23 protein-coding genes are annotated in these 25,160 nt (G+C 71.1%); 14 read left to right on the top strand and 9 right to left on the bottom strand.

The features are described 5' to 3' along the window. The first annotated feature begins 102 nt into the window (after positions 1-102). A complete protein-coding gene (locus OHU35_RS29585; protein ID WP_405507446.1) occupies positions 103-570 on the top strand; it encodes a hypothetical protein in 468 nt (155 codons plus the stop codon). Next, entirely contained in the window at positions 567-974 is a 408-nt protein-coding gene (locus tag OHU35_RS29580) for a hypothetical protein (protein WP_189731228.1), read from the top strand. The genes OHU35_RS29585 and OHU35_RS29580 overlap by 4 nt, the downstream gene beginning before the upstream one ends. Before the next feature lie 49 nt (positions 975-1,023). Here the strand turns inward: OHU35_RS29580 and OHU35_RS29575 are convergent, their stop codons facing one another. The 4 genes from OHU35_RS29575 to OHU35_RS29560 all read right to left on the bottom strand — a co-directional run bounded on the left by OHU35_RS29575 (position 1,024) and on the right by OHU35_RS29560 (position 4,717). Beyond that, positions 1,024-3,285, bottom strand: coding sequence for a HelD family protein (locus OHU35_RS29575; RefSeq protein WP_405507444.1), 2,262 nt, complete (start codon positions 3,283-3,285; stop codon positions 1,024-1,026). 141 nt (positions 3,286-3,426) lie between these two features. Further along, a complete protein-coding gene (locus OHU35_RS29570) occupies positions 3,427-3,741 on the bottom strand; it encodes a co-chaperone YbbN (RefSeq protein ID WP_189731240.1) in 315 nt (104 codons plus the stop codon). A gap of 23 nt (positions 3,742-3,764) precedes the next feature. After that, entirely contained in the window at positions 3,765-4,178 is a 414-nt protein-coding gene (locus tag OHU35_RS29565) for a MerR family transcriptional regulator (RefSeq protein WP_189731226.1), read from the bottom strand. 29 nt (positions 4,179-4,207) lie between these two features. Further along, positions 4,208-4,717 (bottom strand): Lrp/AsnC family transcriptional regulator, encoded by a 510-nt coding sequence (locus OHU35_RS29560; RefSeq protein WP_359897406.1) that lies wholly within the window; start codon positions 4,715-4,717, stop codon positions 4,208-4,210. 45 nt (positions 4,718-4,762) lie between these two features. Here OHU35_RS29560 and OHU35_RS29555 point away from each other — a divergent pair, with 45 nt between their 5' ends. Both OHU35_RS29555 and OHU35_RS29550 read left to right on the top strand, forming a co-directional pair. Further along, positions 4,763-5,677: an NAD-dependent epimerase/dehydratase family protein gene (locus OHU35_RS29555; RefSeq protein ID WP_189731224.1), complete on the top strand. Its 915-nt coding sequence runs from the start codon at positions 4,763-4,765 to the stop codon at positions 5,675-5,677. 1 nt (position 5,678) lies between these two features. Next, entirely contained in the window at positions 5,679-6,596 is a 918-nt protein-coding gene (locus OHU35_RS29550) for an aldo/keto reductase (RefSeq protein WP_189731222.1), read from the top strand. Here the strand turns inward: OHU35_RS29550 and OHU35_RS29545 are convergent. Continuing rightward, positions 6,593-8,842: an MMPL family transporter gene (locus tag OHU35_RS29545; protein ID WP_405507443.1), complete on the bottom strand. Its 2,250-nt coding sequence runs from the start codon at positions 8,840-8,842 to the stop codon at positions 6,593-6,595. The two genes, OHU35_RS29550 and OHU35_RS29545, sit on opposite strands and share 4 nt — an antisense overlap. Positions 8,843-9,060: 218 nt before the next feature. On the opposite strand from OHU35_RS29545, the gene OHU35_RS29540 reads away from it, so the two are divergent. The 4 genes from OHU35_RS29540 (at position 9,061) to OHU35_RS29525 (ending at position 12,219) form a co-directional block, all read left to right on the top strand. Continuing rightward, positions 9,061-9,591: a hypothetical protein gene (locus tag OHU35_RS29540; RefSeq protein ID WP_405507441.1), complete on the top strand. Its 531-nt coding sequence runs from the start codon at positions 9,061-9,063 to the stop codon at positions 9,589-9,591. A 112-nt stretch (positions 9,592-9,703) separates the two neighbouring features. Next, positions 9,704-10,594, top strand: coding sequence for a DUF4097 family beta strand repeat-containing protein (locus tag OHU35_RS29535; protein WP_405507440.1), 891 nt, complete (start codon positions 9,704-9,706; stop codon positions 10,592-10,594). A gap of 127 nt (positions 10,595-10,721) precedes the next feature. Continuing rightward, complete coding sequence (locus OHU35_RS29530) at positions 10,722-11,993, top strand: cytochrome P450 (RefSeq protein ID WP_405507439.1); 1,272 nt, start codon at positions 10,722-10,724, stop codon at positions 11,991-11,993. 4 nt (positions 11,994-11,997) lie between these two features. Then, entirely contained in the window at positions 11,998-12,219 is a 222-nt protein-coding gene (locus tag OHU35_RS29525; RefSeq protein WP_189731213.1) for a ferredoxin, read from the top strand. Between the two features lie 9 nt (positions 12,220-12,228). Here OHU35_RS29525 and OHU35_RS29520 read toward each other — a convergent pair whose 3' ends face one another. After that, positions 12,229-13,740: an AAA family ATPase gene (locus OHU35_RS29520; protein WP_405507437.1), complete on the bottom strand. Its 1,512-nt coding sequence runs from the start codon at positions 13,738-13,740 to the stop codon at positions 12,229-12,231. Between the two features lie 233 nt (positions 13,741-13,973). Further along, a complete protein-coding gene (locus OHU35_RS29515) occupies positions 13,974-15,365 on the bottom strand; it encodes a cation:dicarboxylate symporter family transporter (protein ID WP_405507435.1) in 1,392 nt (463 codons plus the stop codon). A gap of 177 nt (positions 15,366-15,542) precedes the next feature. On the opposite strand from OHU35_RS29515, the gene OHU35_RS29510 reads away from it, so the two are divergent. From OHU35_RS29510 to OHU35_RS29490, 5 genes are all read left to right on the top strand, one after another. Further along, positions 15,543-17,213, top strand: a complete 1,671-nt coding sequence (locus OHU35_RS29510; protein ID WP_189731207.1) for a sensor histidine kinase — start codon at positions 15,543-15,545, stop codon at positions 17,211-17,213. Then, positions 17,210-17,905, top strand: a complete 696-nt coding sequence (locus tag OHU35_RS29505) for a response regulator (RefSeq protein WP_189731205.1) — start codon at positions 17,210-17,212, stop codon at positions 17,903-17,905. The genes OHU35_RS29510 and OHU35_RS29505 overlap by 4 nt, the downstream gene beginning before the upstream one ends. A 123-nt stretch (positions 17,906-18,028) precedes the next feature. Further along, positions 18,029-19,402, top strand: coding sequence for an extracellular solute-binding protein (locus OHU35_RS29500; protein ID WP_405507433.1), 1,374 nt, complete (start codon positions 18,029-18,031; stop codon positions 19,400-19,402). Positions 19,403-19,418: 16 nt separating this feature from the next. Next, positions 19,419-20,339 carry a carbohydrate ABC transporter permease gene (locus tag OHU35_RS29495; RefSeq protein WP_405507431.1) on the top strand — a complete coding sequence of 307 codons (921 nt, stop codon included), beginning with the start codon at positions 19,419-19,421 and terminating at the stop codon, positions 20,337-20,339. Between the two features lie 4 nt (positions 20,340-20,343). Next, positions 20,344-21,183 carry a carbohydrate ABC transporter permease gene (locus tag OHU35_RS29490; RefSeq protein ID WP_189731199.1) on the top strand — a complete coding sequence of 280 codons (840 nt, stop codon included), beginning with the start codon at positions 20,344-20,346 and terminating at the stop codon, positions 21,181-21,183. Between the two features lie 310 nt (positions 21,184-21,493). On the opposite strand, the gene OHU35_RS29485 is transcribed toward OHU35_RS29490, so the two are convergent. Then, on the bottom strand, positions 21,494-22,825 hold the full coding sequence (locus OHU35_RS29485) for an enolase C-terminal domain-like protein (protein WP_189731197.1): 1,332 nt from the start codon (positions 22,823-22,825) through the stop codon (positions 21,494-21,496). A gap of 36 nt (positions 22,826-22,861) precedes the next feature. Then, positions 22,862-24,199 carry a gluconate:H+ symporter gene (locus tag OHU35_RS29480; protein WP_189731195.1) on the bottom strand — a complete coding sequence of 446 codons (1,338 nt, stop codon included), beginning with the start codon at positions 24,197-24,199 and terminating at the stop codon, positions 22,862-22,864. Positions 24,200-24,352: 153 nt separating this feature from the next. Here OHU35_RS29480 and OHU35_RS29475 point away from each other — a divergent pair, with 153 nt between their 5' ends. Further along, the gene (locus tag OHU35_RS29475) at positions 24,353-25,141 is read left to right on the top strand and encodes an IclR family transcriptional regulator (protein ID WP_189731193.1); all 789 of its coding nucleotides are present in this window, start codon (positions 24,353-24,355) and stop codon (positions 25,139-25,141) included. Positions 25,142-25,160 lie beyond the last annotated feature (19 nt).

Here is a 25,160-nt window from a genome sequence, read left to right as displayed (position 1 = left end):
TTCCGCCACAGCCCGTCCGGTCGGACCCTGGTGGGGTGGCGGCATGCGCCGTGCCACCCCACCGGGCCGTGGGGGTCCGCCAGCGCGGGAGGGGGTCACGGCGTGCTCGGTCTGGGCATCTCCGTCGTCTGCGCCCTCGGCGCGCTGGTCGCGGCCGCGGGAGTCGTGGCCATGGCGTTTCCCGGCCGCCCCGAGCCCTGGCTGCCACTGCTGCTGCGCCGAGCGGCGACGATGTTCGCCTGGGCGGCCGTGTCCGTCTACTCCCTGGGGCTCTTCGCCGTGCTGGAATCGGAGTGGGAGTTCGGCGAAGGCGCGTCCTCGGTCCCGGCCCGGGCCTGCCTCGACGGCTTCGACCCGGACACGATCGAAGGCCTCTCCCACCACCGGGCCTCGCACCTGCCCCTGCGCTTCGACTGCGTCCGCGGGGACGGCACCGTCTACACCGCCGACTCCTCCTACGTGTGGATGAACTGGGCGAGCGTGTCCTTCGCCCTGTCCGCCGCCGGGCTCGCCATCGGCGCGGGCTACGCGACCGAGTTCCGTGCCCGGAAGACCGCGGCCGGCTCATGACGCTGCTTCCCGTCTTCGTCGGGCTCGTGGTGGTCCTGGTAGCGCTGCGCGGGCTGCTGGCCCATCCGCTGCTGCCGCTGTGGGTGCGGACCGCGGTGTTCTGGGCGGTGCCGTGCGGTGCCGTCACCTGGGTCGTGATCATGACGGCGGACGACCCCTTCCTGTTCCCGGATACGGCCCCCTGCCCCGCAGAGCCGATGCGGGAGGGCTTCCTCGGGGACGGGAAGGCCTGGGGAGTCTCCACGCCGTTTCCGCCCCGGGCCTACTGCGAGTGGGAGGACGGCACCACCTACGAACTCGCCCCCGGCGCCGAGTTCGTGTTCTGGGTCTTCTTCGCCCTGACCGTCGTCCCGCTCGCGGCCGGGCTGTGGCACGCCCTGCGGGATCCGAGGTCGCTGCTGTGACAGGCGGCCTCAGGTCCCGCAGGGCGTCGGAGAGCCCGTGCCGGTGGAGCTACCCGAAGTGTTCGGCCAGGGCCTTCGGCAGCTCCCCGGTGTGCAGCACGCCGAGCCGCTGGGTGGCCCGGGTCAGGGCCACGTACAGGTCGCTGGTGCCGTACCGGCCGGGCTCGACCACGAGGACGGAGTCGAACTCCAGGCCCTTGGCCTGGCGCGGGTCGAGGAGGACGACCGTCCGGGTGAGGTCGGGTTCGGCGCCCGCCGTCACGCCGTCCAGCCGGGCCGCGAGGCCGCGGTGGAGGTCGCGCGGCGCGATCACCGCGAGCCGCCCCTCGGCCGGGGTGAGCTCCTCGACCGCCTTGGCGACCGCGCCCGGGAGGTCGTCGGTGGCCCGTGCCCACGGCCGTACACCCGTGGAACGGACCGAGCTCGGCGGCTCGAACTCCGGGTGCTCGGCGCGCACCACGGCCGCAGCGGCGTCCATGATCTCGGCCGGGGTGCGGTAGTTGACGCCCAGACGGGTGTGCTCCCAGCGGTCCTGGACGTACGGGTCGAGGATGCCCGCCCAGGAGCCGACACCGGCCGCCTCCGCCGTCTGCGCGGGGTCGCCGACCAGGGTCATCGAGCGGGTCGGGCTGCGCCGCATCAGCAGCCGCCAGGCCATCGGCGACAGTTCCTGCGCCTCGTCGACGATGATGTGCCCGAACGCCCAGGTGCGGTCGGCCGCCGCGCGCTCGGCGGCGCTGCGGTGGTCGTCCTCCTCGTGCCGCTCGGCGAACCGCTCGGCGTCGATGACGTCGTGCGCGGACAGCACCTCGCTGCCGTCGGGGTCGCTGTCCTCCTTGTCCTCGAACTCGTAGGTCCGGGAGGCGTACGACACCTCCAGCACGCCCTGCGCGTAGGCGATCTGCTCCTCCCGCTCGCGCGCGGCGCGCTCCCGGGCCAGCCGGTCGTCGTCGCCGAGGAGTTCGGCGGCCTCGTCGAGCAGCGGCACGTCCGCGACCGTCCAGCGCCGGGTCACCGGGCGGCGTACGGCCTCGGCGTCCTCGGCGGGCAGGAACTCCTCGGGCGCGGCGAGGAAGTCGGCGACGAGCCGCTGCGGGGTGAGCACCGGCCAGAGCTGGTCGATGGCGGACCAGACGTCGGGGTTGTCGGCGATGTCGTCGCGGATCTGGGTGATGTCGCTGGGGTCGAGCAGGCTGGACCCGTCGAAGGGGTCGGTGCCGATCCGCTCGGCGTACAGGTCGGTGAGCGCGTTGAGGATGTGGCCCTCGAAGTGCTCGCGGGCCGCGTTGTGCGGCAGTTTGGCGGCGCGGGTGCGCTCGCGGGCGACGTTCACCAGACCGTCGTCGAGCATGAGGACCTCGCGGTCGTGCTCGATGGCGATCACCGGGTCGGGCAGCGCCTGCCGGCCCCGGACGACCTCGGCGAGGATGTCGGCCATGCCGGCCCGGCCCTTCACGGCGGTGGCCTCGGGTGTGTCGGTCGCGGTCGCCTTCACGCCGGGGAACAGCTCGCCGACGGTCGCGAGGAGGACGCCCGTCTCACCGAGGGAGGGCAGCACCTCGCCGATGTAGCCGAGGAACGCCGGGTTGGGTCCGACGATCAGTACCGCCCGCTTGGCGAGCAGCTCGCGGTGCTCGTACAGCAGATAGGCGGCGCGGTGCAGGGCGACGGCCGTCTTGCCGGTGCCCGGACCGCCCTCCACCACCATGACGCCGCGGTGCGGGGCGCGGATGATGCGGTCCTGGTCGGCCTGGATGGTCTGCACGATGTCGCTCATCCGGCCGGTGCGGGCCGAGTCGAGCGCGGCGAGCAGCACGGCGTCGCCCGTCGGGTCCTCGTGGCCGGTGCGGGTCCGGTCGCCGAGGTCGAGGATCTCGTCGTGCAGATGGGTGACCCGCCGGCCGTCGGTGGCGATGTGCCGCCGGCGCCGCAGGCCCATCGGGGTGTGACCGGTGGCCAGGTAGAAGGGGCGGGCGACGTCGGCGCGCCAGTCGATCAGGACGGGGGTGCGCTCGGCGTCCTCGGTGCGCAGCCCGATCCGGCCGATGTGGTGGGTGACGCCCGAGGTGAGGTCGATCCGGCCGAAGCACAGGGAGCCGTCCACCGCGTTCAGCGCGGCGAGCAGCCCGGAGCGCTCGGCGACGAGGATGTCCCGCTCGAGTCTGGCCTGCATGGGCGTGTTGCCCTGGGCGAGCGCGTCCGTGACGGAGGACTCGGTGTCGCCGCGCAGGGCGTCCACGCGCGCGTACAACCCGTCGATGAATTCCTGCTCATGCCGCAATTCATCGTCCGGAAATTCGGTGTTTGACAATTCCACTCCCGCCCGGATATACTGTGCTCACTGAACTTCACGTGACTTCTTTCGAGTTGAAGTCACGAACAAACAAATATACGCAAGGAAATCCCCCGAGCGCAATTGCTCGGGGGATTTCCTGTTGTCCGGGCGGGTCGCCTAGAGCACGTCGGCCAGCTCCTCCAGCAGCCGCCGCTTGGCCCGGGCACCCACCATCGACTTCACGGGCTCACCGCCGCGGAACACCATGAAGGTCGGCATCGACAGCACCTTGTAGGCGTTGGTCGTCTCCGGATTGGAGTCCACGTCCAGCTGCACCACCTTCAGCCGGTCGCCCTCCTCGAAAGCGAGGGCCTTCAGCACCGGGGCCATCTGCCGGCACGGCGGACACCAGTCGGCGGTGAACTCCACCAGCACCGGCAGCTCCGCGCCGATCACCTCCGCCGCGAAGTCCGCGTCCGTCACGTCTGTCACGCCGGTCACGCCGGTCACATCGGTCACCATGTGTCCCCTCCCAGCTCGCACTGCGGCTCCGGACCGCCCGGAGCCTCCGCCTCGGCGGCCAGCTCGGCCCGCGCCAGTTGCCGAGCGACCGTCTCCCGGACGGTGGTCAGCTCACCGATCAGGGAGTCCAGCTCGCCCAGCTTGCGCCGGTAGACCGCGAGCGACGCCGGGCACGAGTCGCCCTCGGGGTGCCCGGCCCGCAGACACTCCACGAAGGGCCGCGTCTCCTCCAGGTCGAACCCGAAGTCCTGCAGTGTCCGGATCTGCCGGAGCAGCCGCAGATCGCTCTCGTCGTAGCTCCGGTATCCGTTGCCCGTGCGCCGCGCGGGCAGCAGCCCCCGCGATTCGTAGTACCGCAGCGTCCGCGTCGTGGTCCCGGCCCGTGCGGCCAGCTCGCCGATTCGCATGCGTACGAACGTAATCCTTGACGCCCGCGTCAGGGCAACAGCGGTTTCCGCTCCACCGGGGAGGTCAGCACGATCGACGTCGTCGTGCGCCCCAGCGCGGAGACGCCCTCCAGGACCTCCTCCAGATGGACGGTGTCCCGGACGGCGACCTTGAGGATCCAGCAGTCCTCGCCGACCACGTGGTGCACCTCGGTGATCTCGGGCCGCTCGATCAGCTCCAGGGTCCTCGGGTGCTTCAGGTTGTAGCCGCCGTGCGGGTTGACCCGGATGAACGCCTGGATGCCGTAGCCGAGGCGGGCCGGGACGACCTGGGCGCCGTAGCCGCTGATCACGCCCGCTGCCTCCAGTCGCCGCACCCGCTCGGTGACCGCCGCCGGGCTGAGCCGGACCCGGCGGCCCAGCTCGCTGAGCTTGATCCGGCCGTCGGTCTGGAGCAGCTGGAGGATCTGCCGGTCCAGCGCGTCGAAGACCACCGAGGTTTCGTCGGCGGTGGCGCGCAGATGCCGTGGTTCTTTCGGCGTGGCGGCCTGAACTCCCATGGTTCCCCCTTCAGTACGTGGATGTACGCCAGGAGAATTATGGCCATGGAAAAGGTCCGGAACGTACTGGTCATCGGTGGAAACCGCTACGTCGGCAAGCGCCTGATCGCACAACTGCGGGACGCGGGGCACCGTGTCACCGTGCTGAACCGGGGGTCCGCCCCGCCGCCGGCCGGCGTGGAGCATCTGGTCGCCGACCGGGACAACGAGCGGTCACTGACCGAGGCGCTCGGCTCGCGCGTCTTCGATGCCGTCGTCGACCAGGTCTGCTACACCCCGCGCCAGGCGGCGCTCGCCCGCCGTGTCCTCACCGGCCGTACCGGCCGCTATGTGATGACCTCGACGGTCGAGGTGTACGAGTACGAGGACTCCCCCGCCCTCGTGCGCGAGGAGGCCGTCGTCCCGTCCACGGTGTCCGTGGACCTCGAACTGCCCTGGGACGACCCGGCGTTCCGGGAGGCGCACTACGGGGAGGGCAAGCGGCAGGCGGAGGCGGTCCTCGCGGCCGACGGGCCGGCGTTCCCGTACACGGCGGTGCGGGTGGCCCATGTGCTGGGCGGGGACGACGACTTCACCGGCCGGCTGGCCCACTACGCGGAGCGGATCCGCACCGGCGAGCCGATCGCCGTGCCGGTGGTGAACCGGCCCGCCACGTACATCCACGTCGAGGAGATCGCGGGCTTCCTGGCCTGGGCGGCGGGCGAGGAGTTCACCGGGCCGGTGAACGCCGCCTCGCACGGGACGCTGAGCACCGAGGAGTTGTGCGCGGCGGTGGCCGCGCACGTAACGGACGGCCGGGCCGTGTTCCGGCCCGTCGAGGTCGGCGAGGTCTCGCCGTTCTCCTTCCGCCGCTCCTACGGCATGGACAACACCCGTGCCACCCGGCTCGGCCACACCTTCGGCGACGCCCGGCAGTGGTTGCCGCGCGCCGTCGCCGAGACGCTCGGAAAGGCCGGCTGACATGCGGTACAGGACACTGGGCGGGCTGCCGGTGAGCGCGATCGGGCTCGGCGCGATGCCGCTGTCCCTCGAGGGCCGGCCGGACGAGAAGCGCGCCCTGGCCACCGTGCACGCCGCGCTCGACGCGGGCGTGACCCTCCTGGACACGGCCGACTCCTACCATCTGCCGGGTGCCGAGCCCGGCCACAACGAACGTCTGCTGGCCCGGGCGCTGGCCACGTACGGCGGTGACACCTCCGGCGTGCTGGTGGCGACGAAGGGCGGGCGCGGCCGCCCGGCCGGCGGCGACTGGACGGTGAACGGCTCCCCGCGCCACCTCAAGGCCGCCGCCGAGGCCTCCCGCAAGCGCCTCGGTGTGGAGGCGATCGGCCTCTACCAACTCCACAAGCCCGACCCCGCGGTGCCGTTCGAGGAGTCGGTCGGTGCCCTGCGGGAGTTGCTCGACGCGGGCACGATCCGGCTGGCCGGGGTGTCCAACGCGGACGCGGACCGGATCCGCCGGGCGCGCGAGATCCTCGGCGACCGGCTGGTGTCGGTGCAGAACCGGTACTCCCCCGCCGTCCGGAGCAGCGAGCCGGAGCTGCGGCTGTGCGCGGAACTGGGGCTGGCGTTCCTGCCGTGGAGTCCGCTGGGCGGGCTGGCCCGCAGCTCCCTGGACGGGCCGTCGCGGACGGAGGGAGCGGACCGCTTCGCCGCCTTCCACGCCGTCGCGGCGGAGCGCGGTGTCAGTCCCCAGCGGGTCGGCCTGGCCTGGCTGCTGGCACGCTCCCCGGCCGTCGTCCCGATTCCGGGGGCGAGCCGGCCGGAGACGGCCAGGGACTCGGCGGCCGCGGCGGACCTGCTCCTCGGCGAAGAGGAGCAGGCCCGCCTGGACGAGGCCGCCGAGCCGGACCCGATCACCCTCGACCCGGGTCGCTAGTCGACCAGTTCGTGTGCGCGGCGCGGCGGCGCCAGCGGCCCGGCCGGGGCCGTGCCGGCGAGCTTCGCGCCCTCGACGTCGAGGTTCGGAAGCAGTCGGTCGAGCCACCGCGGCAGCCACCAGGCCGACGTGCCGAGCAGGGCGAACAGGGCGGGGACGATCGTCATCCGGACGAGGAAGGCGTCGAAGAGCACCGCGGCCGCGAGGCCGAAGCCGATCATCTTGACGAAGTCGTTGTCCTCCACGATGAAGCCGGAGAACACGCTGATCATGATGGCGGCGGCCGCGGCGACCACCCGGCCGCCGTAGCGGAACCCGGTGACGACGGCCTCGGCGGGCCGCGCCCCGTGGACGTACGCCTCCCGCATCCGGGTCACCAGGAACACCTCGTAGTCCATGGCGAGTCCGAAGACCACACCGATCATGAAGATCGGCATCGTGCTCATGATCGGGCTCGGCTGGTCGACGCCGAAGACATCGGCGAGCCAGCCCCACTGGAAGACCGCGACGACGGCGCCGAGCGCGGCGGTCACCGAGAGCAGGAAGCCGAGCGCGGCCTTGAGCGGCACGAGGATCGAGCGGAAGACCACCATCAGGAGCAAGAACGCCAGGCCCACGACCAGGGCGAGATAGGGAAGCAGCGCGTCGTCGAGGGTCTCGGAGAAGTCGATGAACATCGCGGTCTGGCCCGTGACCAGGACCTCGGCGCCGGTGTCGGCCCGGAAGCCGTCGGCGAGGGAGCGAAGACGACGCACCAGGTCCTCGGTCGCGGCGTCGGTGGGGCCGGTGGCCGGGACGACGCTCAGGATCGCGGTGTCGCCGGCCTCGTTGGGCGTGACCGGGGTGACGGTGGCGACGCCGTCCTGCCCGGCGAGGCGCTTGCCGACGGTGTCGGCCGCGGCCTTGGCGTCCGGGCCCTCCACGGTGATCGTCAGCGGTCCGTTGAACCCGGGGCCGAAGGAGTCCGAGAGCAGGTCGTAGGCCTTGCGCTGGGTGGTGTCGGGGGCCATGGTGCCCTCGCCGGGCAGTCCGAGCTCCAGACTGGCGGCGGGCACGGCGACCGCACCGAGGCCGAGGACGGCCAGGACCAGGACGGCGACGGGGTGGCGCAGGACGTAACCGGCCCAGCGCGAGCCGAGGTTGGGCTTGCGACGGGCGTCCTTCGCGGCATGCCGGTCGGCCTTGCGCTGCCGGCGGGCGCTGAGGGGCTTGCCGGAGAACCGGTGGCGGTCCCGGCGGCGCAGGACCTTGACCGGCGCGAAGCCGAGCAGCGCCGGCACGAAGGTGAGGGCGACCAGGACGGCGATGGCGACGGTGCCGGCGGCGGCCAGGCCCATCTTGGTGAGCATCGGGATGTTCACCACGGCCAGGCCCGCGAGGGCCACGATGACGGTGAGCCCGGCGAAGACGACCGCGGAGCCCGCGGTGCCGACCGCCCGCCCCGCGGCGTCGGCGCGGTCGCGGCCCTCGGTGAGTTCGGCGCGGTAGCGGGAGACGATGAACAGGGCGTAGTCGATGCCGACGGCGAGGCCCAGCATCATCGCCAGGGTCGAGGTGGTGCCGGACAGGCCGAGGGCGGCGCCGAGGGCCGTGATCGCGGAAATGCCGATGCCGACGCCGATGAGGGCCGTGAGCAGGGGCATTCCGGCGGCGATCACCGAGCCGAAGGTGAGGAGCAGGACCAGGGCGGAGACCAGGATGCCGATCTTCTCGCCGGTGCCGCCCATGGCGGCGTCGATCTTCACGGCGTCGCCGCCGGCCTCCGCGGTCAGGCCGGCGTCGCGGGCCCGGGCCAGTGCGTCGTCGAGGGCGTCGTGCGCCTTGTCGCCGACCTCGGCGGCGGGGACCTTGTAGGTGGCGATGGCGTAGGCGGTGGAGCCGTCCTCGCTGACCGCCTTCGTCGCGAAGGGGTCACTCACCGAGGCCACCTGCGGGGACTTCCTCAACTCCGCGACCAGCGCGGCGACGTGGGCCTTCCGCGCGGGGTCGGAGACCTTCCCGCCCTCGGGCGCACGGACCACGACCCGGGCGCTCGCGCCGTCGGCACTCGCGTCGGGGAACTTCTTCTCCAGCAGGTCGAAGGCCTTCTGCGACTCCGTGCCGGGCATCGAGAAGGTGTCCGCGGGCGGCGCCGGGGCGGCGGAAGCGGCGAAGCCCGCACCGCAGAGGACCACCACCCACAGCAACACCATCAGCCATCGGCGCCGGAAGGCGAGACGGCCCAGTTTGTAAAGGAAGGTAGCCACGGCGGGGAACTCCTGTCGGTGGGCGAGGGATGGCGCCAGACTCTGGCGCTGAAGTGACGCCACCATGGCATCACTCTGGCTCTCATGCAAGCCACTCCATGCCCATCGCGGCACGATGGAGACTCGATCAGGGAGAGAAAGAGCAGCTCAGAGCCCACTTTTACGAGAAGGAGCCAAGATGGCTCGCCATGGCGCCACCCATGTGCCATCATGACGTCATGGACCTCACGCCCTACGTCGACACCCTCCGGCACGAGCTGGCCGTCGCCGCGGTGGCCGGCGGCGACGACGCCCGCGCCCTGGCCGAGCGGCTCACCGCCCCTCTGGAGTCCGCCGCCCGCCTGACCCTCCTCGACGCGCTGTCCGCCGCCATGGGCGAGGTCACGCGGGAGCTGGCGCCGGGCTCGGTCGACGTACGGCTGCGCGGATCCGACCCGGAGTTCGTGGTGACGGCGCCGCACGCCCCCGAGCCGTTCCGGGAGGCACGGCAGCCGGTCACGGCCCCCGCCGCGCCCCCGCCGCCACCGCTCCCGGCGGAAGCCGACGCCGGCGCCGTGGCCCGGATCAACCTCCGCCTCCCCACCCAGCTCAAGACCCGCACCGAGGAAGCCGCGGCGACCGAGGGCCTGTCGGTCAACGCGTGGCTGGTGCGGGCCGTGTCCCTCGCCCTCGAGGGCGGGGAGCGCGCGAGCCCGCCGGGCCGCGGCAAGGACCCGGACAGCCGGAGCCTCACCGGCTGGGTCCACTAGGCGCCCGGCCGGGCCCACCCCCCACTCACCGGCGGATCACCGATCGCCGACGTCACCATCACCCGCCTCACCGGCGGGACCACCTACCCAAGCCAAAGAGGACGGGACAGCCATGCCTGCTTTCGACACCCCCGAACCGATCTCCGTCACCCTCGAGTTGGAGGCCGGGACCGCCCGCATCACCGCGGGCAAGCGCACCGACACGGTCGTGGAAGTGCTGCCGCGCGACGGCTCGGACGACAACGACGTACGCGCCGTGCAGCAGACCCAGGTCACCTGCTCGGGCGGCCGCCTCACGATCAGGACGCCCAGGAAGCGGTCCCTGTTCGGCAAGCCGGGCGCCATCGAGGTGAGCGTCGAACTGCCCGCGGGATCGGATGTCCGGGGCACCTCGGCCATGGGCGGCTTCTTCTGCGAAGGCCGCTTCGGGGACGTCACGCTCAAGACCTCGCTCGGCGACGTCCAGGTCGACGAGGCGGCCGGTGCCGTCCTCAAGACCGACCACGGCGACATCCGCCTGGCCCGCTCGACCGGAGACGTCGAGATCATCGGCGCCGGGCGGGTCGAGGTCGGCACGGTCACCGGCACGGCCACCGTCAAGAACAGCAACGGCGCCACCGAGGTCGGCGAGGTCACCGGCGGTCTGAAGACCAACGCGGCCAACGGCGACATCTCCGTCGGCATCGCGCACGGCGACGTCGGCGCCAAGTGCGCCAACGGCCGGATCGAGATCGGCGTCGCCCACGCCGGGGTCGACGCGATGGCCTCCAACGGCCGCATCCGCGTCGGCGACGCCACCCGCGGCCGGATCGAACTGCGTACCTCCGTCGGCGACCTCGAAGTGGGCATCCACGAGGGCACCGCCGCCTGGCTCGACCTGAACGCCAAGTACGGCACGGTGCGCAACTCGCTCGGATCCTCGGCCGGCCCCGCGGACTCCGACGAGACCGTCGAGGTGCACGCCCGGACCGCGGCCGGCGACATCATCATCCGCCGCGCCTGACCTCGCGTACCCCCGACGGCCCACCCCCGGGCGCCGCCGCGACCGCGCCGGCGCCGTACCCCCCTCCTCTCAAGCCACTTCGCGATACGCACGACGCACATCCCGCCCGACGATCGCAGGAGGATCCATGCCGCACGACCCGACGGCCGCCGACACCACCACGGCCGGCACCACGACGGCCGGCACCACCACGGCCGGCACCACCGCCGAGGAGCCGCCCACCCTGCCCACCGACCGGCACACCGGCTGTCCCTTCGACCCGCCCGCCGAACTCACCGCGCTGAGCGACCAGCCGCTGCGCCGCCTGCGCTACGCCGACGGACACATCGGCCGACTCGCCACCGGCCACGCCGCGGCCCGCGCGATCCTCGCCGACCCGCGCTTCAGCTCACGCTACGAACTGCTGCACATGCCGGTACCGGTCCCCGGGATGCCCGCGGAGCTGCCGCCTGCCCCGGTCGGCGACATCACCGGCCTCGACGCCCCCGAGCACACCCGCTACCGGCGCCTGCTCACCGGCAGGTTCACGGTCCGGCGCATGCGTCAACTCAGCGAGCGCGTCGAGCAGTTCACCACCGAGTGCCTGGACGCCATGGAGCAGGCCGGGCCCACGGCCGACCTGGTGGAGGCGTTCGCGCAGCCCGTGCCCGCGCTCATGATCTGCGAGCTGCTCGGCGTGCCGTACGCCGACCGCGAGCGGTTCCAGAGCCAGGTGGCGGTCATCTTCGACCAGGCGGCGGACGCGGAGGCGCGAGGCGGTGCCTACGCGGCGCTGCTCCAGTACCTGAACGAACTGGTCCTCGCCAAGCGCGCCGAGCCCACCGACGACCTGCTCAGCGATCTGACCACCTCCGACCTCACCGACGAGGAGCTGGCCGGAATCGGCGGACTGCTGCTCGCCGCCGGGCTCGACACCACCGCGAACATGCTCGCCCTCGGCACCTTCGCCCTGCTGAGCAACCCCGACCAGCTCGACGCCCTGCGCGCCGACCCCGGCCTCGCCGGGCAGACCGTGGAGGAACTGCTGCGCTACCTCAGCGTGGCCGACCCGATCCTGCGGACGGCGCTCGAGGACGTCGAGGTGGAGGGGCGGATCGTCAAGGCGGGCGAGACGGTGACCGTCTCCGTGCAGGCAGCCAACCGCGACCCGCACCGGTTCCCCGACCCCGACCGGCTCGACATCCACCGCAAGGCCACCGGACACCTCTCCTTCGGGCACGGCGCCCACCAGTGCCTGGGCCAGCAGCTCGCCCGCGTCGAGATGGCCGTCGCGTTCCCCGCGCTCTTCGCCCGCTTCCCCACCCTGCGCCTCGCGGTGCCGCCCCAGGAGGTGCCGCTGCGCGAACGCTCCAACATCTACGGCGTGATCAGCCTGCCCGTCACCTGGGACGAGGAGTAGCCCGATGAGCGACCCACGCGAGCCGCTGCGGATCGGAGTCGACCGTGAGCGCTGTGCCGGCGCCGGCATGTGCGCCCTGACGGCCCCCCAGGTCTTCGACCAGGACGACGAGGAAGGCCTGGTGGTGCTCCTGCGCCCCGACCCGGCCCCCGAGCACCGGGCCGCCGCCCGGATGGCCGCCGGCTTATGCCCCGCCGGAGCCATCGCCCTCGATACTCCGGACTGACGGGCCCGGTCACTCGAAGTCGTCGTCCCCCTGACAGTCCTCGACGTCCTCGACGTCCTCGGCACCCGGCACCCCGAGCAGGCGCCGGGTCAGCCGGTCGTGGTCGGAGAGCAGTTCGTCGAGGGCGGCGCGGACGTCCTCCGCCTCCGTGCGGGGCGCCTCGCGCTCGGCGGCGATCAGTACGGACCTGCGGACCAGCTCCCTGGTGAAGGACGCCGTCGTGCCCTCTGTGCGGGCCACCACCTCGTCGGTGATCTCCTTGCCCAGGCCGAGGCCGGAGCCGTACAGATCGAGCAGCCGGGCGCGTCCGTCGGCGTCCGGCAGGGGGATCTCCACGGCGAGGTCGACCCGCCCCGGGCGCTGGGCCAGGGCCGGTTCCAGCAGGTCGGCGCGGTTGGTGGTGAGCAGGAAGGCGACATCGGCGTCGTCGCCGAGGCCGTCCATCTCGTTCAGGATCTGGAAGAGCAGCGGCTGCTCGCCACCGCCGTGGTCGCGGGCCTCGGCGATGAGGTCGCAGTCCTCCAGGACGACCAGCGCCGGCTGGAGCATCCGGGCCAGGGCGCAGGCCGGCCCGATGGCGTCGATGCTCGTCCCGGACAGGACGACGACCGTGAACTCGGGGAGGTGGGAGAGGAGATACCGGAGGGTGTGGGTCTTGCCGGTGCCGGGCGGGCCGTACAGCAGCAGTCCGCGCCGCAGGTGCTGGCCGGCCGCCAGCAGTCGCGCACGGCGCCGGGCCACGCCCACGACCTGCCGTTCCACGCGCTCGAGCAGCCCGTCGGGGAGCACGATGTCGTCCCGGGTCAGTCCGGGCCTGCGGTGGAAGCGGAACGGGCCGAGGCCGTGGCCGAACTCCGAGCCCTCGAAGGAGAGGACCTGGCCCCGGAAGATGTTGAGTTCGCGCACGAGGATGTCGATCTCGGCGAGCAGCCGGTCGGCGAACTCCTTCTCCCCGGCCAGCACCTCGATCTCCACCTTGTCGCGCCCGTACTCGTCCTGCGGGCCGCGCAGCAGGACGGCGAACCGCTCGTCGCCCTCCGCCCCGAGGTAGAACCCGCAGGAGACGCAGGCGAGTTCCGCGTCGGGCGAGACGGGCAGCTGGGCGTAGTCGACGGCGCCGACGGTGAACCGGTCGTACCGGTCGGCCGCTTCGAGGATGTCGCCGAGGGTCAGCTCACCGTGATGCTGGGCACCCCGCATACCGACGAGCTCGTACGACCGTCCGGCCCCCTCGAACCAGCGCTCCAGGGCGAGATGCACGTTGGGCAGGTCGTACGGCGGATAGGCGGCCTTGACCACGGGCCGGTCGCCCGGGGTGGAGCCCAGATGCTCCCGGAGCCGCTCGGAGAGGTCGCGGCTGCCGTCACCGTCCCGCCGCTTCGGCCGGGCCACCGCCATCAGGAACTCCTGGAACAGCTCACCGATCTGCTCCATGGACAGCGCGGACGGCTCCCGTCCGGCCCCGTACCGCGCCCGGTGTTCGTCCGAGCTCATGATCTCGACGTGCTGTGAATCCCCCATGCCCCGCCTCCGTGCGTGCGCGCTGCGGCCAAGGTTTCCCAGCCTGTGCCCCGGCGTCCGGACGGGTCAAAGCATTTGGGCGCGCGGGTGACGAGCGCGGGCGGAAACGGCGACGCCGAGCGGACAGGTCCCTAGGGGAGGAGGACCTGTCCGCTCGGCGTTTCACAGACCGGGCGGCTGAGCGACGGGGGGACACCCAGCCGCCCGGAGTCTCGCGGAGCGCGACGCGACCGTCAGGTCTTCGCAAGCTCCTTCTCGCCGCCCTGCTCGGGCAGCTCGACGTGCTCGTCGGACGAGCCGCCGTGGCCGTCGTCCAGCAGTGTCTTCTCGTCGAAGGGCAGCTGGCCGGCGAGGACCTCGCCCACCCGCTCCTTGTCGATCTCCTTCGTCCAGGTACCGATCAGCACGGTGGCCACGGCGTTGCCGGCGAAGTTGGTCAGGGCGCGGGCCTCGCTCATGAAGCGGTCGATACCGACGATCAGGCCGATGCCGTCCACCAGGGCCGGCTTGTGCGACTGCAGACCACCGGCCAGGGTCGCGAGGCCCGCGCCGGTGACACCGGCGGCGCCCTTGGAGGCGACCAGCAGGAAGAGCAGCAGCGGGATCTGCTCGCCGATGGACATCGGCGTGCCCATGGCGTCGGAGATGAACAGCGAGGCCATGGTCATGTAGATCATGGTGCCGTCGAGGTTGAAGGAGTAGCCGGTCGGGACGGTGATGCCGACCACCGGCTTGCTGACGCCCAGGTGCTCCATCTTCGCGATGAGCCGCGGCAGCGCGGACTCGGAGGAGGAGGTGGACAGGATCAGCAGGAACTCACGGCCCAGGTACTTGAACAGCGTGAGGATGTTCAGGCCGGAGACGACGCGCAGCAGGATGCCGAGCACGATGAAGACGAACAGGAAACAGGTGGCGTAGAAGCCGAGCATCAGCACGGCGAGGCTCTTGAGCGCGTCCACGCCGGCGGAACCGGTGACGGCGGCGATGGCACCGAAGGCACCGATCGGGGCGGCCCACATGACCATGGCGAGGATGCGGAAGACGAGCCGCTGGATGTGCTCGATACCCCGCAGGATCGGCTGGCCGGCCGAGCCCATGCCCTGCAGGGCGAAGCCGGCGAGCAGGGCGATCAGCAGGGTCTGCAGGACCGACTCGTTGGTGAAGGCGGAGACGATCGTGGTCGGGATGATGCCGAGCAGGAACTCCGACGTGCCCTTGGCCTCGGAGTCGATCTGCGCATGACCGGCGTCCTTGATCGCGTCGGTCACCGCCAGGCCGGTGCCCGGCTCCAGGATGTTGCCGACGACCAGGCCGATGCCCAGCGCGACGAGCGACATGATCGTGAAGTAGACCAGGGCGATACCGCCGACGGCACCGACCTTGGCGGCCTTCCGTACCGAGCCGATGCCCAGCACGATCGTGCAGAAGATGATCGGCGAGATCATCATCTTGATCAGGTTCACGAACCCGGTGCCGATGGGCTTCAGCTCGACAGCGAAGTCGGGTGCGGCCAGACCCACCGCGATACCGGCAGCGACCGCGATGATCACCGCGATGTAGAGGTAGTGCGTGCGGTCTCGCTTGGGTTTGCGTGCGGCAGGTGCCGTATCGGCTGCGCTGGTCACGGCGGCCCTCCTTGACGACGTCGTCGGCATCACCGGCGTGCGGCTCACGTCCGGAAAACTGGGAGCGGGGCTCCCGAAGATGCGTTATAGGGAATGCCGTGACTATGTCCTGCTCTGTGAGCGCGGTCACCCTTCCGTTCATTTAGTTCACAATCAGCCAAGGGGCAGACTGACGACATGCGCATCTCCGTCCCCCGACCCCGCAGCCTGGCGGCCCAGCTCTTCGCCATGCAGGCCGTACTGATAGCGGTCGTCGTGGCCGGATGTGCACTGTTCACCTACGTGAGCGACCGCAGCCAGGCCGAGGAGGCCGCAAGGCGCCAGGCCAGGGCGGTGGCGCGCTCCGTCGCCGACTCCCCGTCCGTGCTGGCGGCGGCCCGCGCCCCCGACCCGACAGGCGAGCTCCAGCCGTACGCGCTGAAGGTCATGCGGGACACCGAGGTCGACTTCATCACGATCATGAACCCGCAGGGCATCCGCTGGACGCACCCCGACCCAAACCAGATCGGCCAGACCTTCCAGGGCCACACCGAGAGGGCCCTGAGGGGCCAGACCTTCACCGAGACCTACACCGGCACGCTCGGCCCGTCGGTCCGCGCGGTCACCCCGATCCAGGACGGCAAGGAGATCGTCGGCCTGGTCAGCGCGGGCATCCGGGTCGAGGAGATCACCCAGCGCGTGCAGGGCCAGCTGACGGCCCTGCTCGGCGTCGCGCTCGGCGCCCTGGCCCTGGGCGCCGTCGGCACCTACGTCGTCAACGCCCGGTTGCGCCGCCACACCCACGGCATGAACGCGACCGAGCTCAGCCGGATGCATGACTACCACCAGGCCGCCCTGCATGCGGTACGCGAGGGGCTGCTGATGCTGGACGGGCAGTACCGTGTGGCGTTGATCAACGACGGGGGGCGGGAGCTGCTCGCCGTGGAGGGGGACGTGGTGGGCAGGTCGGTGGCCGAGCTCGGGCTCCCCGCCCCGCTGACGGGCGCGCTGCTGGCGTCGGAGCCGCGGGTGGACGAGGTGCATCTGACGGCGTCGCGGGTCCTGGTCATCAACACCTCCCCGGTCTCGGGCGGCGAGCGGCGCGGTACGGTCGTCACCCTGCGCGATGTCACCGAACTCCAGTCGCTGATGGGCGAGTTGGACTCCGAGCGGGGCTTCACCCAGGCGCTGCGCTCGCAGGCGCACGAGGCGGCGAACCGGCTGCACACGGTCGTCTCGCTGATCGAGCTGGGCCGGGCGGAGGAGGCGGTGGAGTTCGCGACGGCCGAGCTGGAGCTGGCGCAGGCACTGACCGACCAGGTCGTGGCGGCGGTGAGCGAGCCGGTGCTGGCGGCACTGCTGCTGGGCAAGACGGCCCAGGCGAACGAGCGGGGCGTGGAGCTGATGGTGTCGGAGGACAGCAGCCTGGACGACGGCCTGCTGCCCGAGACCCTCCCGGCGCGGGACCTGGTGACCATCCTCGGCAACCTGATCGACAACGCCGTGGACGCGGCGCAGGGCAGTGTGCGGGCGCGGGTGACGGTGGCGGCGTACACCCAGGGCACCGAGGACTGCCCCGAGCTGGTGCTGCGGGTCTCCGACACGGGCCCGGGCGTCGACCCCGAGCACGCCGAGGCGGTCTTCCAGCGGGGCTTCTCGACGAAACCGGCGGGCCCGGGCGGACGAGGTCTCGGACTGGCCCTGGCACGGCAGGCGGCGCAGCGGCACGAGGGGAGGCTGTCGGTGACGGAGGCCGACGGCGGCGGGGCTCAGTTCGAGGTACGGCTGCCGCTGCGCGAGTCCGGCGCGGTCGCCGCAGGCGTGACATCCGGAGGCCCGGTGTCCGAGGGCTCTGGAGGCCCCGCATGACGAGCGACACGACACACGCGAAAGCCATCCGGGTCCTGGTGGTGGAGGACGACCCGGTGGCCGCCGACGCCCATGTCATGTACGTCGGGCGGGTCCCCGGGTTCGTGGCCGTGGGCAAGGCGCACACGGGCGCGGAGGCCCGCCGGGCCCTGGAGCGCACCCCGGTGGACCTCCTCCTGCTCGACCTGCACCTGCCGGACGTGCACGGGCTGCATCTCGCGCGGTCGCTGCGGGCGGCCGGGCACCACGCGGACGTGATCGCGGTGACGTCGGCGCGCGATCTGGCCGTCGTACGCGAGGGCGTCTCGCTCGGAGTCGTGCAGTACGTCCTGAAGCCGTTCACCTTCGCGACCCTGCGGGACCGCCTCGTGCGGTACGCCGAGTTCCACGCGTCGGTCGGCGAGGCGAGCGGCCAGGACGAGGTGGACCGGGCCCTGGCGGCCCTGCGCGCCCCCGGCCCGGCCGCGCTGCCCAAGGGCCTGAGCGCGCCGACGCTGGAGCGGGTGACGGTGACGCTGCGGGACAGCGCGGAGGGCCTCACGGCCGCCGGTGTGGCGGAGACCGTGGGCATCTCCCGCATCACGGCCCGCCGTTATCTGGAGCATCTGGTGGACGCGGGCCGAGCGGCCCGCCGCCCGCAGTACGGCACGGTGGGACGCCCGGAGTTGCAGTACCGCTGGGTCAGCCAATGACGACCCATCAGCTCTCGCCTGCCGGGATCAAACCCCCGCACACGCATTGACCTGACTAGACCACTCAACTTAGGTTCACGACGCAGCCGTCCCGGCCACAAAGAAGTGCGCCCGTAGGAGGTCGTGCCCGTGCGCCCCACCGCCGCTCTCACCCCCCTCGTCGCCCTGGCCCTAGCCGCGTCCACCCTCACCGCCTGCGGCGGGGGCTCCGGCAGCGACCCGGACACCGTGAAGATCTCCTTCAAACAGTCCACGGACAACTCCATCAAGGTGATGGACACGTATCTCGCGGACATCAAGGAGCAGTTCGAGAAGGCCCACCCGGGCAAGAAGGTCGAGCTCGTCCCGATCAAGGCCCCGGACTCGGAGTACTACACCAAGCTCCAGCAGATGCTCCGCTCCCCCAAGACCGCCCCCGACCTGGTCTACGAGGACACGTTCCTCATCAACTCGGACATCACCAGCGGCTATCTCAAGCCCCTCGACCCCTACCTCGCCAAGTGGCCGGACTGGGACAAGTTCATCGACACGGCGAAGGCGGCGGCCAAGGGCGAGGACGGCAAGACCTACGGCGTCCCCGACGGCACCGACACCCGCGGCCTCTGGTTCGACAAGGACATCTTCAAGAAGGCGGGCCTCCCCGCCGACTGGCAGCCGAAGACCTGGAACGACGTCCTCACCGCCGCCCGCGCCATCAAGCGAAAAGCCCCCGGCACCATCCCCCTCAACATCTACACGGGCAAGCCGGTCGGCGAGGCCGCCACCATGCAGACCTTCGAGATGCTGCTCTACGGCACGAACGACGGCACCGCGGACCCCCTCTACGACAAGTCGAGCAAGAAGTGGCTCGCCGGCGGCCAGGGCTTCAAGGACGCCCTCTCCTTCGTCGAGACGGTCTACAAGGAGAAGCTCGGCCCGGACGTCTCCGACGCGCTCGACCCGAACGTCATGACCCGGGTCCGCGGCGAGTGGCTCCCGCAGGGCAAGCTCGGCATCGCCCTCGACGGTTCCTGGCTGCCGCAGGACTGGCTGTCCGGCAGCGGCCACGAGTGGCCCGAGTGGTCCGAGAAACTGGGCCTGGCCGCCATGCCGACCCAGAACGGCCAGGCCCCCGGCAAGGTGAGCATGTCCGGCGGCTGGACCTGGTCGATCCCGGCCAAGGCGGGCAACCCGGACCTGGCGTTCGAGTTCATCAAGACGATGCAGACCAAGGCCAACGCGCAGAAGTGGTACGTCGCCAACTCCGGCATCGCGGTCCGCGAGGACGTGGCGAAGGACCCGGCGTACGCCACGGCCCAGCCCGGCACCGAGTTCTTCACCGACCTGGTGCAGAGCACCCACTACCGCCCCGCCTACCCGGCCTACCCCAAGGTCTCCGTGGCCATCCAGGAGGCGATGGAGGGCGTGACGACGGGCGACACGTCGGTGGACGAGGCGACGAGCGCCTACACGGACGCGCTCAAGGACGCGACGGACAACCAGGTGGCCGAGCGATGAGCGAGGGCCTTCAGGTATGACCGCCACAGCACCACACCCGCGGCTCACGAAGGCTCCCGAGGACACGCGCCCGGCACGCGGCCCCCGCCTGCCGGTGCGGGTCCTGCCCCTGACCCCCGCGGTCGTCCTGCTGCTCCTCTTCCTGGCCGGCCCGATCGCCTACTGCGTCTACATCGCCTTCACCGACCTCCAGCTCACCGGCCAGGCCCAGGAGTCGTTCGTCGGCTTCGACAACTTCACCCGGGCCTTCGGGGACGAGGCGTTCCTGAACGCCGTATGGCTGACGCTGGTGTTCACCGTCCTCTCCTCCCTCATCGGACAGAACACGCTCGGTCTGGCCCTGGCGGCACTGATGCGGCGCGCGTCGAAACCGGTCCGCACGCTCACCGGCGGCATCGTCGTCACGGCATGGGTCCTGCCGGAGGTCGTCGCGGGCTTCCTCCTCTACGCCTTCTTCCGCCGCGAAGGCACCCTGAACGCCATCCTGGACTGGCTGCACCTGCCCTCCCAGAACTGGCTGTTCACGCTCCCGATCCTGGCGGTGTCGTTCGCGAACGTCTGGCGGGGTACGGCGTTCTCCATGCTGGTCTACTCGGCGGCCCTGAACGAGATCCCCCAGGAGATCACCGAGGCGGCCGAGGTCGACGGCGCGGGCGGCTGGCGCCGCCTCTGGCACATCACCCTCCCGATGATCCGCCGCTCCATCGGCACCAACCTGATGCTCAACACCCTCCAGACCCTCTCGGTCTTCGGTCTGATCTGGGTCATGACCAGGGGCGGCCCCGGCGGCCGAAGCCAGACGCTCCCCCTGTTCATGTACGAACAGGCCTTCCAGAACAGCCTGATCGGCTACGGCACGGCGGTCGCGCTACTGCTCCTGCTGGTCGGCTCCCTGTTCTCCCTGGTCTACCTGCGCCTGCTCCGCACGGAGGTCTGACCGCATGGCCCACACCCTCTCCTCCCGCCGCACGACCCGCCGTCTGGCGGCCGACGCCGGACTCCTGGTGGTCGCCGCGGCCTTCGTGCTCCCCCTGGCCTGGGTGGTCCTGTCCTCCCTCGACCCCCACGCGGGCCTCCGGGTGAAGGCCCCCGACGGCCTCACCCTGGACAACTTCGACGCGATCCTGACCTCCGAGATCACCTTCACCCCCCTCCTCAACAGCCTGATCCTGTGCGGCGGCGCGACCCTGCTGACAGTGGTCTGCGCGGCCCTGGCGGCCTACCCGCTCTCCCGCTTCCGCTCCCGCTTCAACCGCCCGTTCCTGCTGACGATCCTCTTCGCCACCAGCCTGCCCATCACGGCGATCATGGTTCCGGTCTATGCGCTCTTCGTCCAAGTGGACCTGATCGACACCATGCAGGGCACGATCTTCTTCTTCGCCGCGTCCCAACTCCCCTTCGCCATCTGGCTGATGAAGAACTTCATGGACGGCGTCCCCAAGGAACTCGAAGAGGCCGCCTGGACCGACGGAGCGAGCCCCCTCCAGTCCCTGCTCCGCATCGTCCTGCCCCTCATGGGCCCCGGCGTGGCCGTCGTGACGGTCTTCTCCTTCGTCATGATGTGGGGCAACTTCTTCGTCCCCTTCATGCTCCTGCTCACCCCCGACCAGATGCCGGCGTCCGTCAGCATCAACGACTTCTTCGGCAACCGGGGCATGGTGGCGTACGGACAGCTGGCCGCGTTCTCGATCATCTACTCGACGCCGGTGATCCTGCTGTACGTACTGATCTCACGGCGCCTGGGAGGGGGCTTCGCACTGGGCGGGGCGGTCAAGGGCTGAACGCGTTGTGGCTGGGCCGGGTGGACGCACAACTCGGCGCGACGAGGTGCTCGGCGTCGGCGCGGAGGCCGGGTGGGTGCGCAGCCCGGCGTAGCGGGGTGCCGCTGCGCCCACCCGTGCCGCCCCCAGCGGCACGCATGCCCGCAGCGGGGGGGGGGACTACGCAAGGGGACGTGTCGGGGGGTGTCCGCCCGCAGCTGGTTGGCGCGTCAACGCCAGTCAGTCGGCGTGAGACCCCATCGCGCCGTTCCGAGGACGGACACCCCCCGACACGTCCCCGACCCACCACCCGGCGAAAGGCGCGACGCACCTACCGCACCAGACACGGCCGCTTCCCATCGAACTCCCACCCCGGAACCAGGTACCTCATCCCCACCGCATCGTCCCGCGCCCCCAGCCCCTTCTCCCGGTACAGCGCGTGCGCCGCGAGAAGCCGATCCATGTCGAGCCGCACACCCAGCCCCGGAGCATCCGGAACCGCGACCTCGCCGTCGACGATGCGGGGCGGGGAAACGGTGAGCCGCTCCAGCCCCTCCTGCCAGATCCAGTGCGTGTCCAGCGCGTTGTACTCCCCCGGAGCCGCGGCCCCGCAATGCGTCACCATCGCCAGCGAGATGTCGAAGTGGTTGTTCGAGTGGCACCCCCACGTCAACCCCATCGCGTTGCACAACTGCGCCACCCGCACCGACCCCCGCATCGTCCAGAAGTGCGGATCGGCCAGCGGAATGGACACCGACTGCAGAGCCAGCGCATGCGCCATCTGACGCCAGTCCGTAGCGATCATGTTCGTCGCGGTCGGCAACCCGGTCGCACGCCGGAACTCCGCGAGAACCTCCCGCCCCGAGTAACCCCCCTCCGCCCCACAGGGATCCTCGGCGTACGCCAGCGTCCCCACCAGCGGCCGGCACAGCTCAACCGCCTCCCGCAGCGACCACGCCCCGTTCGGGTCGAGCGTGATCCGCGCCTCGGGAAACCGCGCCTTCAGCGCCCGCACCGCCGCGACCTCCTCGGCCCCCTCCAGCACACCCCCCTTGAGCTTGAAGTCCCGGAACCCATACAGGTCGTACGCCGCCTCCGCCTGCCGCACGATCGCCTCCGGAGACAACGCCTCCTCGTGCCGCACCCGGTACCACTCCACGTCCGAGTCCGGCTCCCGGACATACTCCAGGTCGGTCCGGTCCGGATCACCCACGTAGAAGAGATAACCCAGCACCCGCACGGACTCCCGCTGCTGCCCGTCCCCCAGCAGCGCGGCGACCGGCACATCGAGGTGCTGCCCGAGAAGGTCGAGCAGCGCCGACTCCACCGCGGTCACCGTATGAACCGTGGTCCGCAGATCGAACGTCTGGGCACCCCGCCCACCGGCATCACGGTCGGCGAACCGTTCACCGATCTCCCGCAGCACCCGCTGGTAGTCCCCCACCTTCGCCCCGACGACGAGCGACTCGGCATCCCGCAGCGTCTGCGTGATCTTCTCCCCGCCGGGCACCTCCCCCAGCCCGGTACGCCCCTCGGAGTCGGTGAGAACGACGACGTTGCGGGTGAAGTACGGCCCGTGCGCGCCGGAGAGGTTCAGCTCCATGCTGTCCCGCCCGGCGACGGGGTAGACGGCGAACGCGGTGACGGTCGGCTGACTGCTCATGCTGGTCCAAGTCCCTTGACTAGTGGATGAATCGGTCTACAACCCAAAAACGTCCAGCGCCCACTCGACCGCGAGCACGCCCCCCAGCCCGAGCACGGCAAGCACCGTCGTATAGGACGTACGCACCTTGATCGCCTCGAGGACGGACAGGTTGAAGTACTCCTTGAACAACCAGAACCCGGGGTCGTTCACGTGCGAGAACGCGATGGAGCCACACGCCACGGCGAGCACCATCACCTCCGGGTGCACCCCACTCCCCGCCAGCAGCGGCAGCGCGACACCGGAGGCCGTGACGACGGCGACCGTGGCCGAGCCGAGCGCGATACGCAGGATGACGGCGACGAGCCAGGCGAGGACGATCGGCGAGATGGACCAGCCGTCGGTGACGTCCTTGATGTAGTCGGAGATACCACCTTCCACCAGGACGTTCTTGAACGCCCCGCCCGCGCCGATCACCAGCAGGATCATCGCCATCGCCTGGGCCGCAGACGCACAGGATGCCCCGACATCACTCAGGCTCCGCCCGATCCTCGGCCCGAACACCCAGATCGCCAGGCACAGGGTCAGCAGCAGGGCGATCGGCGCCGAGCCGACGAAGGCGACGACGTGCAGCAACGGGCTGTCTCCCGACGCTGCCATGTCGGTCACGGCCGCGGCCACGATCAGCACCACGGGGAACAGCGCCACGAAGAGCGACCAGCCGAGCCCCGGCATCTCCTCCTCGGTGAACTCGCGCTCACTGACCAGCCCCTTGGGGATGGACGGCGTCATCCTCGCGACGAACGGAAGACGGGGCCAGGCCAGGGCGATGAGCGCCCCGGCGGGTACGGCGATGAACAGGCCGTAGAACAGCGTCAGTCCGACGGAGGCGTGGAAGGTCGCGGCGACGGCGGTGGGGCCGGGGTGCGGCGGCAGGAAGCTGTGCATGGTGGACAGGGCGATGGACATCGGCAGCCCGACCCACAGCAGCTTCGCTCCGGTGACCCTGACCAGCGTGAACGCGATGGGCACGATGATGACGAACGCGACCTCGTAGAACATCGTCACGCCGATGAGCATGGACGTGACCACCATGGCCACCTGGACCCACCGCGGGCCGAAGGCGTCGAGGAGCTTGCCGGCTATGCGCTGTGCGGCGCCGGAGTCCCCCATCACCCGGCCGACCATGGCACCGAGCCCGATGGTCAGCATGGTGTCGCCGATCTGGTCCCCGATGCCCTCGGAGAGGACGTCGGGGATGGTCGCCACCGGAATGCCGCGGACCAGTGCGACCCCCACCGCGACGAGCAGCAGGGCCGCGAAGCCGTTCATTCTCAGCCGGGTCATGAGGAGGAGCAGGACCAGAACGCTGATCCCGACTACGAGCAGAGGCAAGGCAGTTCCCCTTTGAACTGGTGAGGTCTCATCCCTGTATGCAGATGGCGTCTACGTATGCAGATGGAGGCTAAGTGCGTGAACGGAGTGGGTCAATGGCCCGGGCGATCACAGATTGATGTGCACGATCGACGCGGACCTACGATGGAGCCCATGCAGGAGAGGAGAGGGGTCCGCGGTGTGAAGTCGGCGTCCCGGACGGTCGCACTGCTGGAACTGCTCGCCGAGCGGGGCGAACAGCCCTCCCGCCTCGACCAGCTCGCGGAGGACCTGGGCGTGCCGCGCAGCAGCATGTACCAGCTGCTCCAGACACTCGTCGACTCCGGCTGGGTCCGCACCGACGCCACCGGCTCCCTCTACGGCATCGGGATCCGCGCGCTGCTCACCGGCACCGGCTATCTCGACGGGGACCGCCGCATCCGGCTGGTCCGGCCGTACCTGGACGAGGCGTCGGACGCGCTCGGCGAGACGATCCACCTGGCACGGCTCGACGGCCGGGACGTCGTCTACCTCGCCACCCGCGAGTCCCACGAGTACCTGCGCACCATCAGCCGGGTCGGCCGCCGCGTCCCGGCCCACGCCGGCGCACTGGGCAAGGCGCTGCTCGCCGAGCGCTCCGACGACGAACTACCCCTGGATGACGGGCCGTTGACCGGCCTCACGGAGAACACGCACACCGACCGGGCCGCCCTGCTCGCCGATCTGGCCCGGGTGCGCGAGCGCGGCTACTCCATCGACCGCGAGGAGACGGTGCCGGGCATCGCCGGCTTCGGCTTCGCCCTGCGCTACGGAACACCGGCCGTCGACGCCATCAGCTGCTCGGTCCCGGTGGCCCGGCTGACCCCGGAACACGAGACCCGCATCGTCTCCGTGATGAGCGACATCCGAGCGAGGATCGAGTCCCGGCTACCACCGGCCTCGGGCGTACCGGACTGGCGCTAGGACCGCCGAGCCCACCGCC

Source organism: Streptomyces purpurascens (assembly GCF_045040895.1).
Lineage (GTDB): Bacteria > Actinomycetota > Actinomycetes > Streptomycetales > Streptomycetaceae > Streptomyces > Streptomyces purpurascens.
Note: the sequence above shows the minus strand (reverse complement) of the source record. Positions and strands in the feature narration are given on the sequence as shown.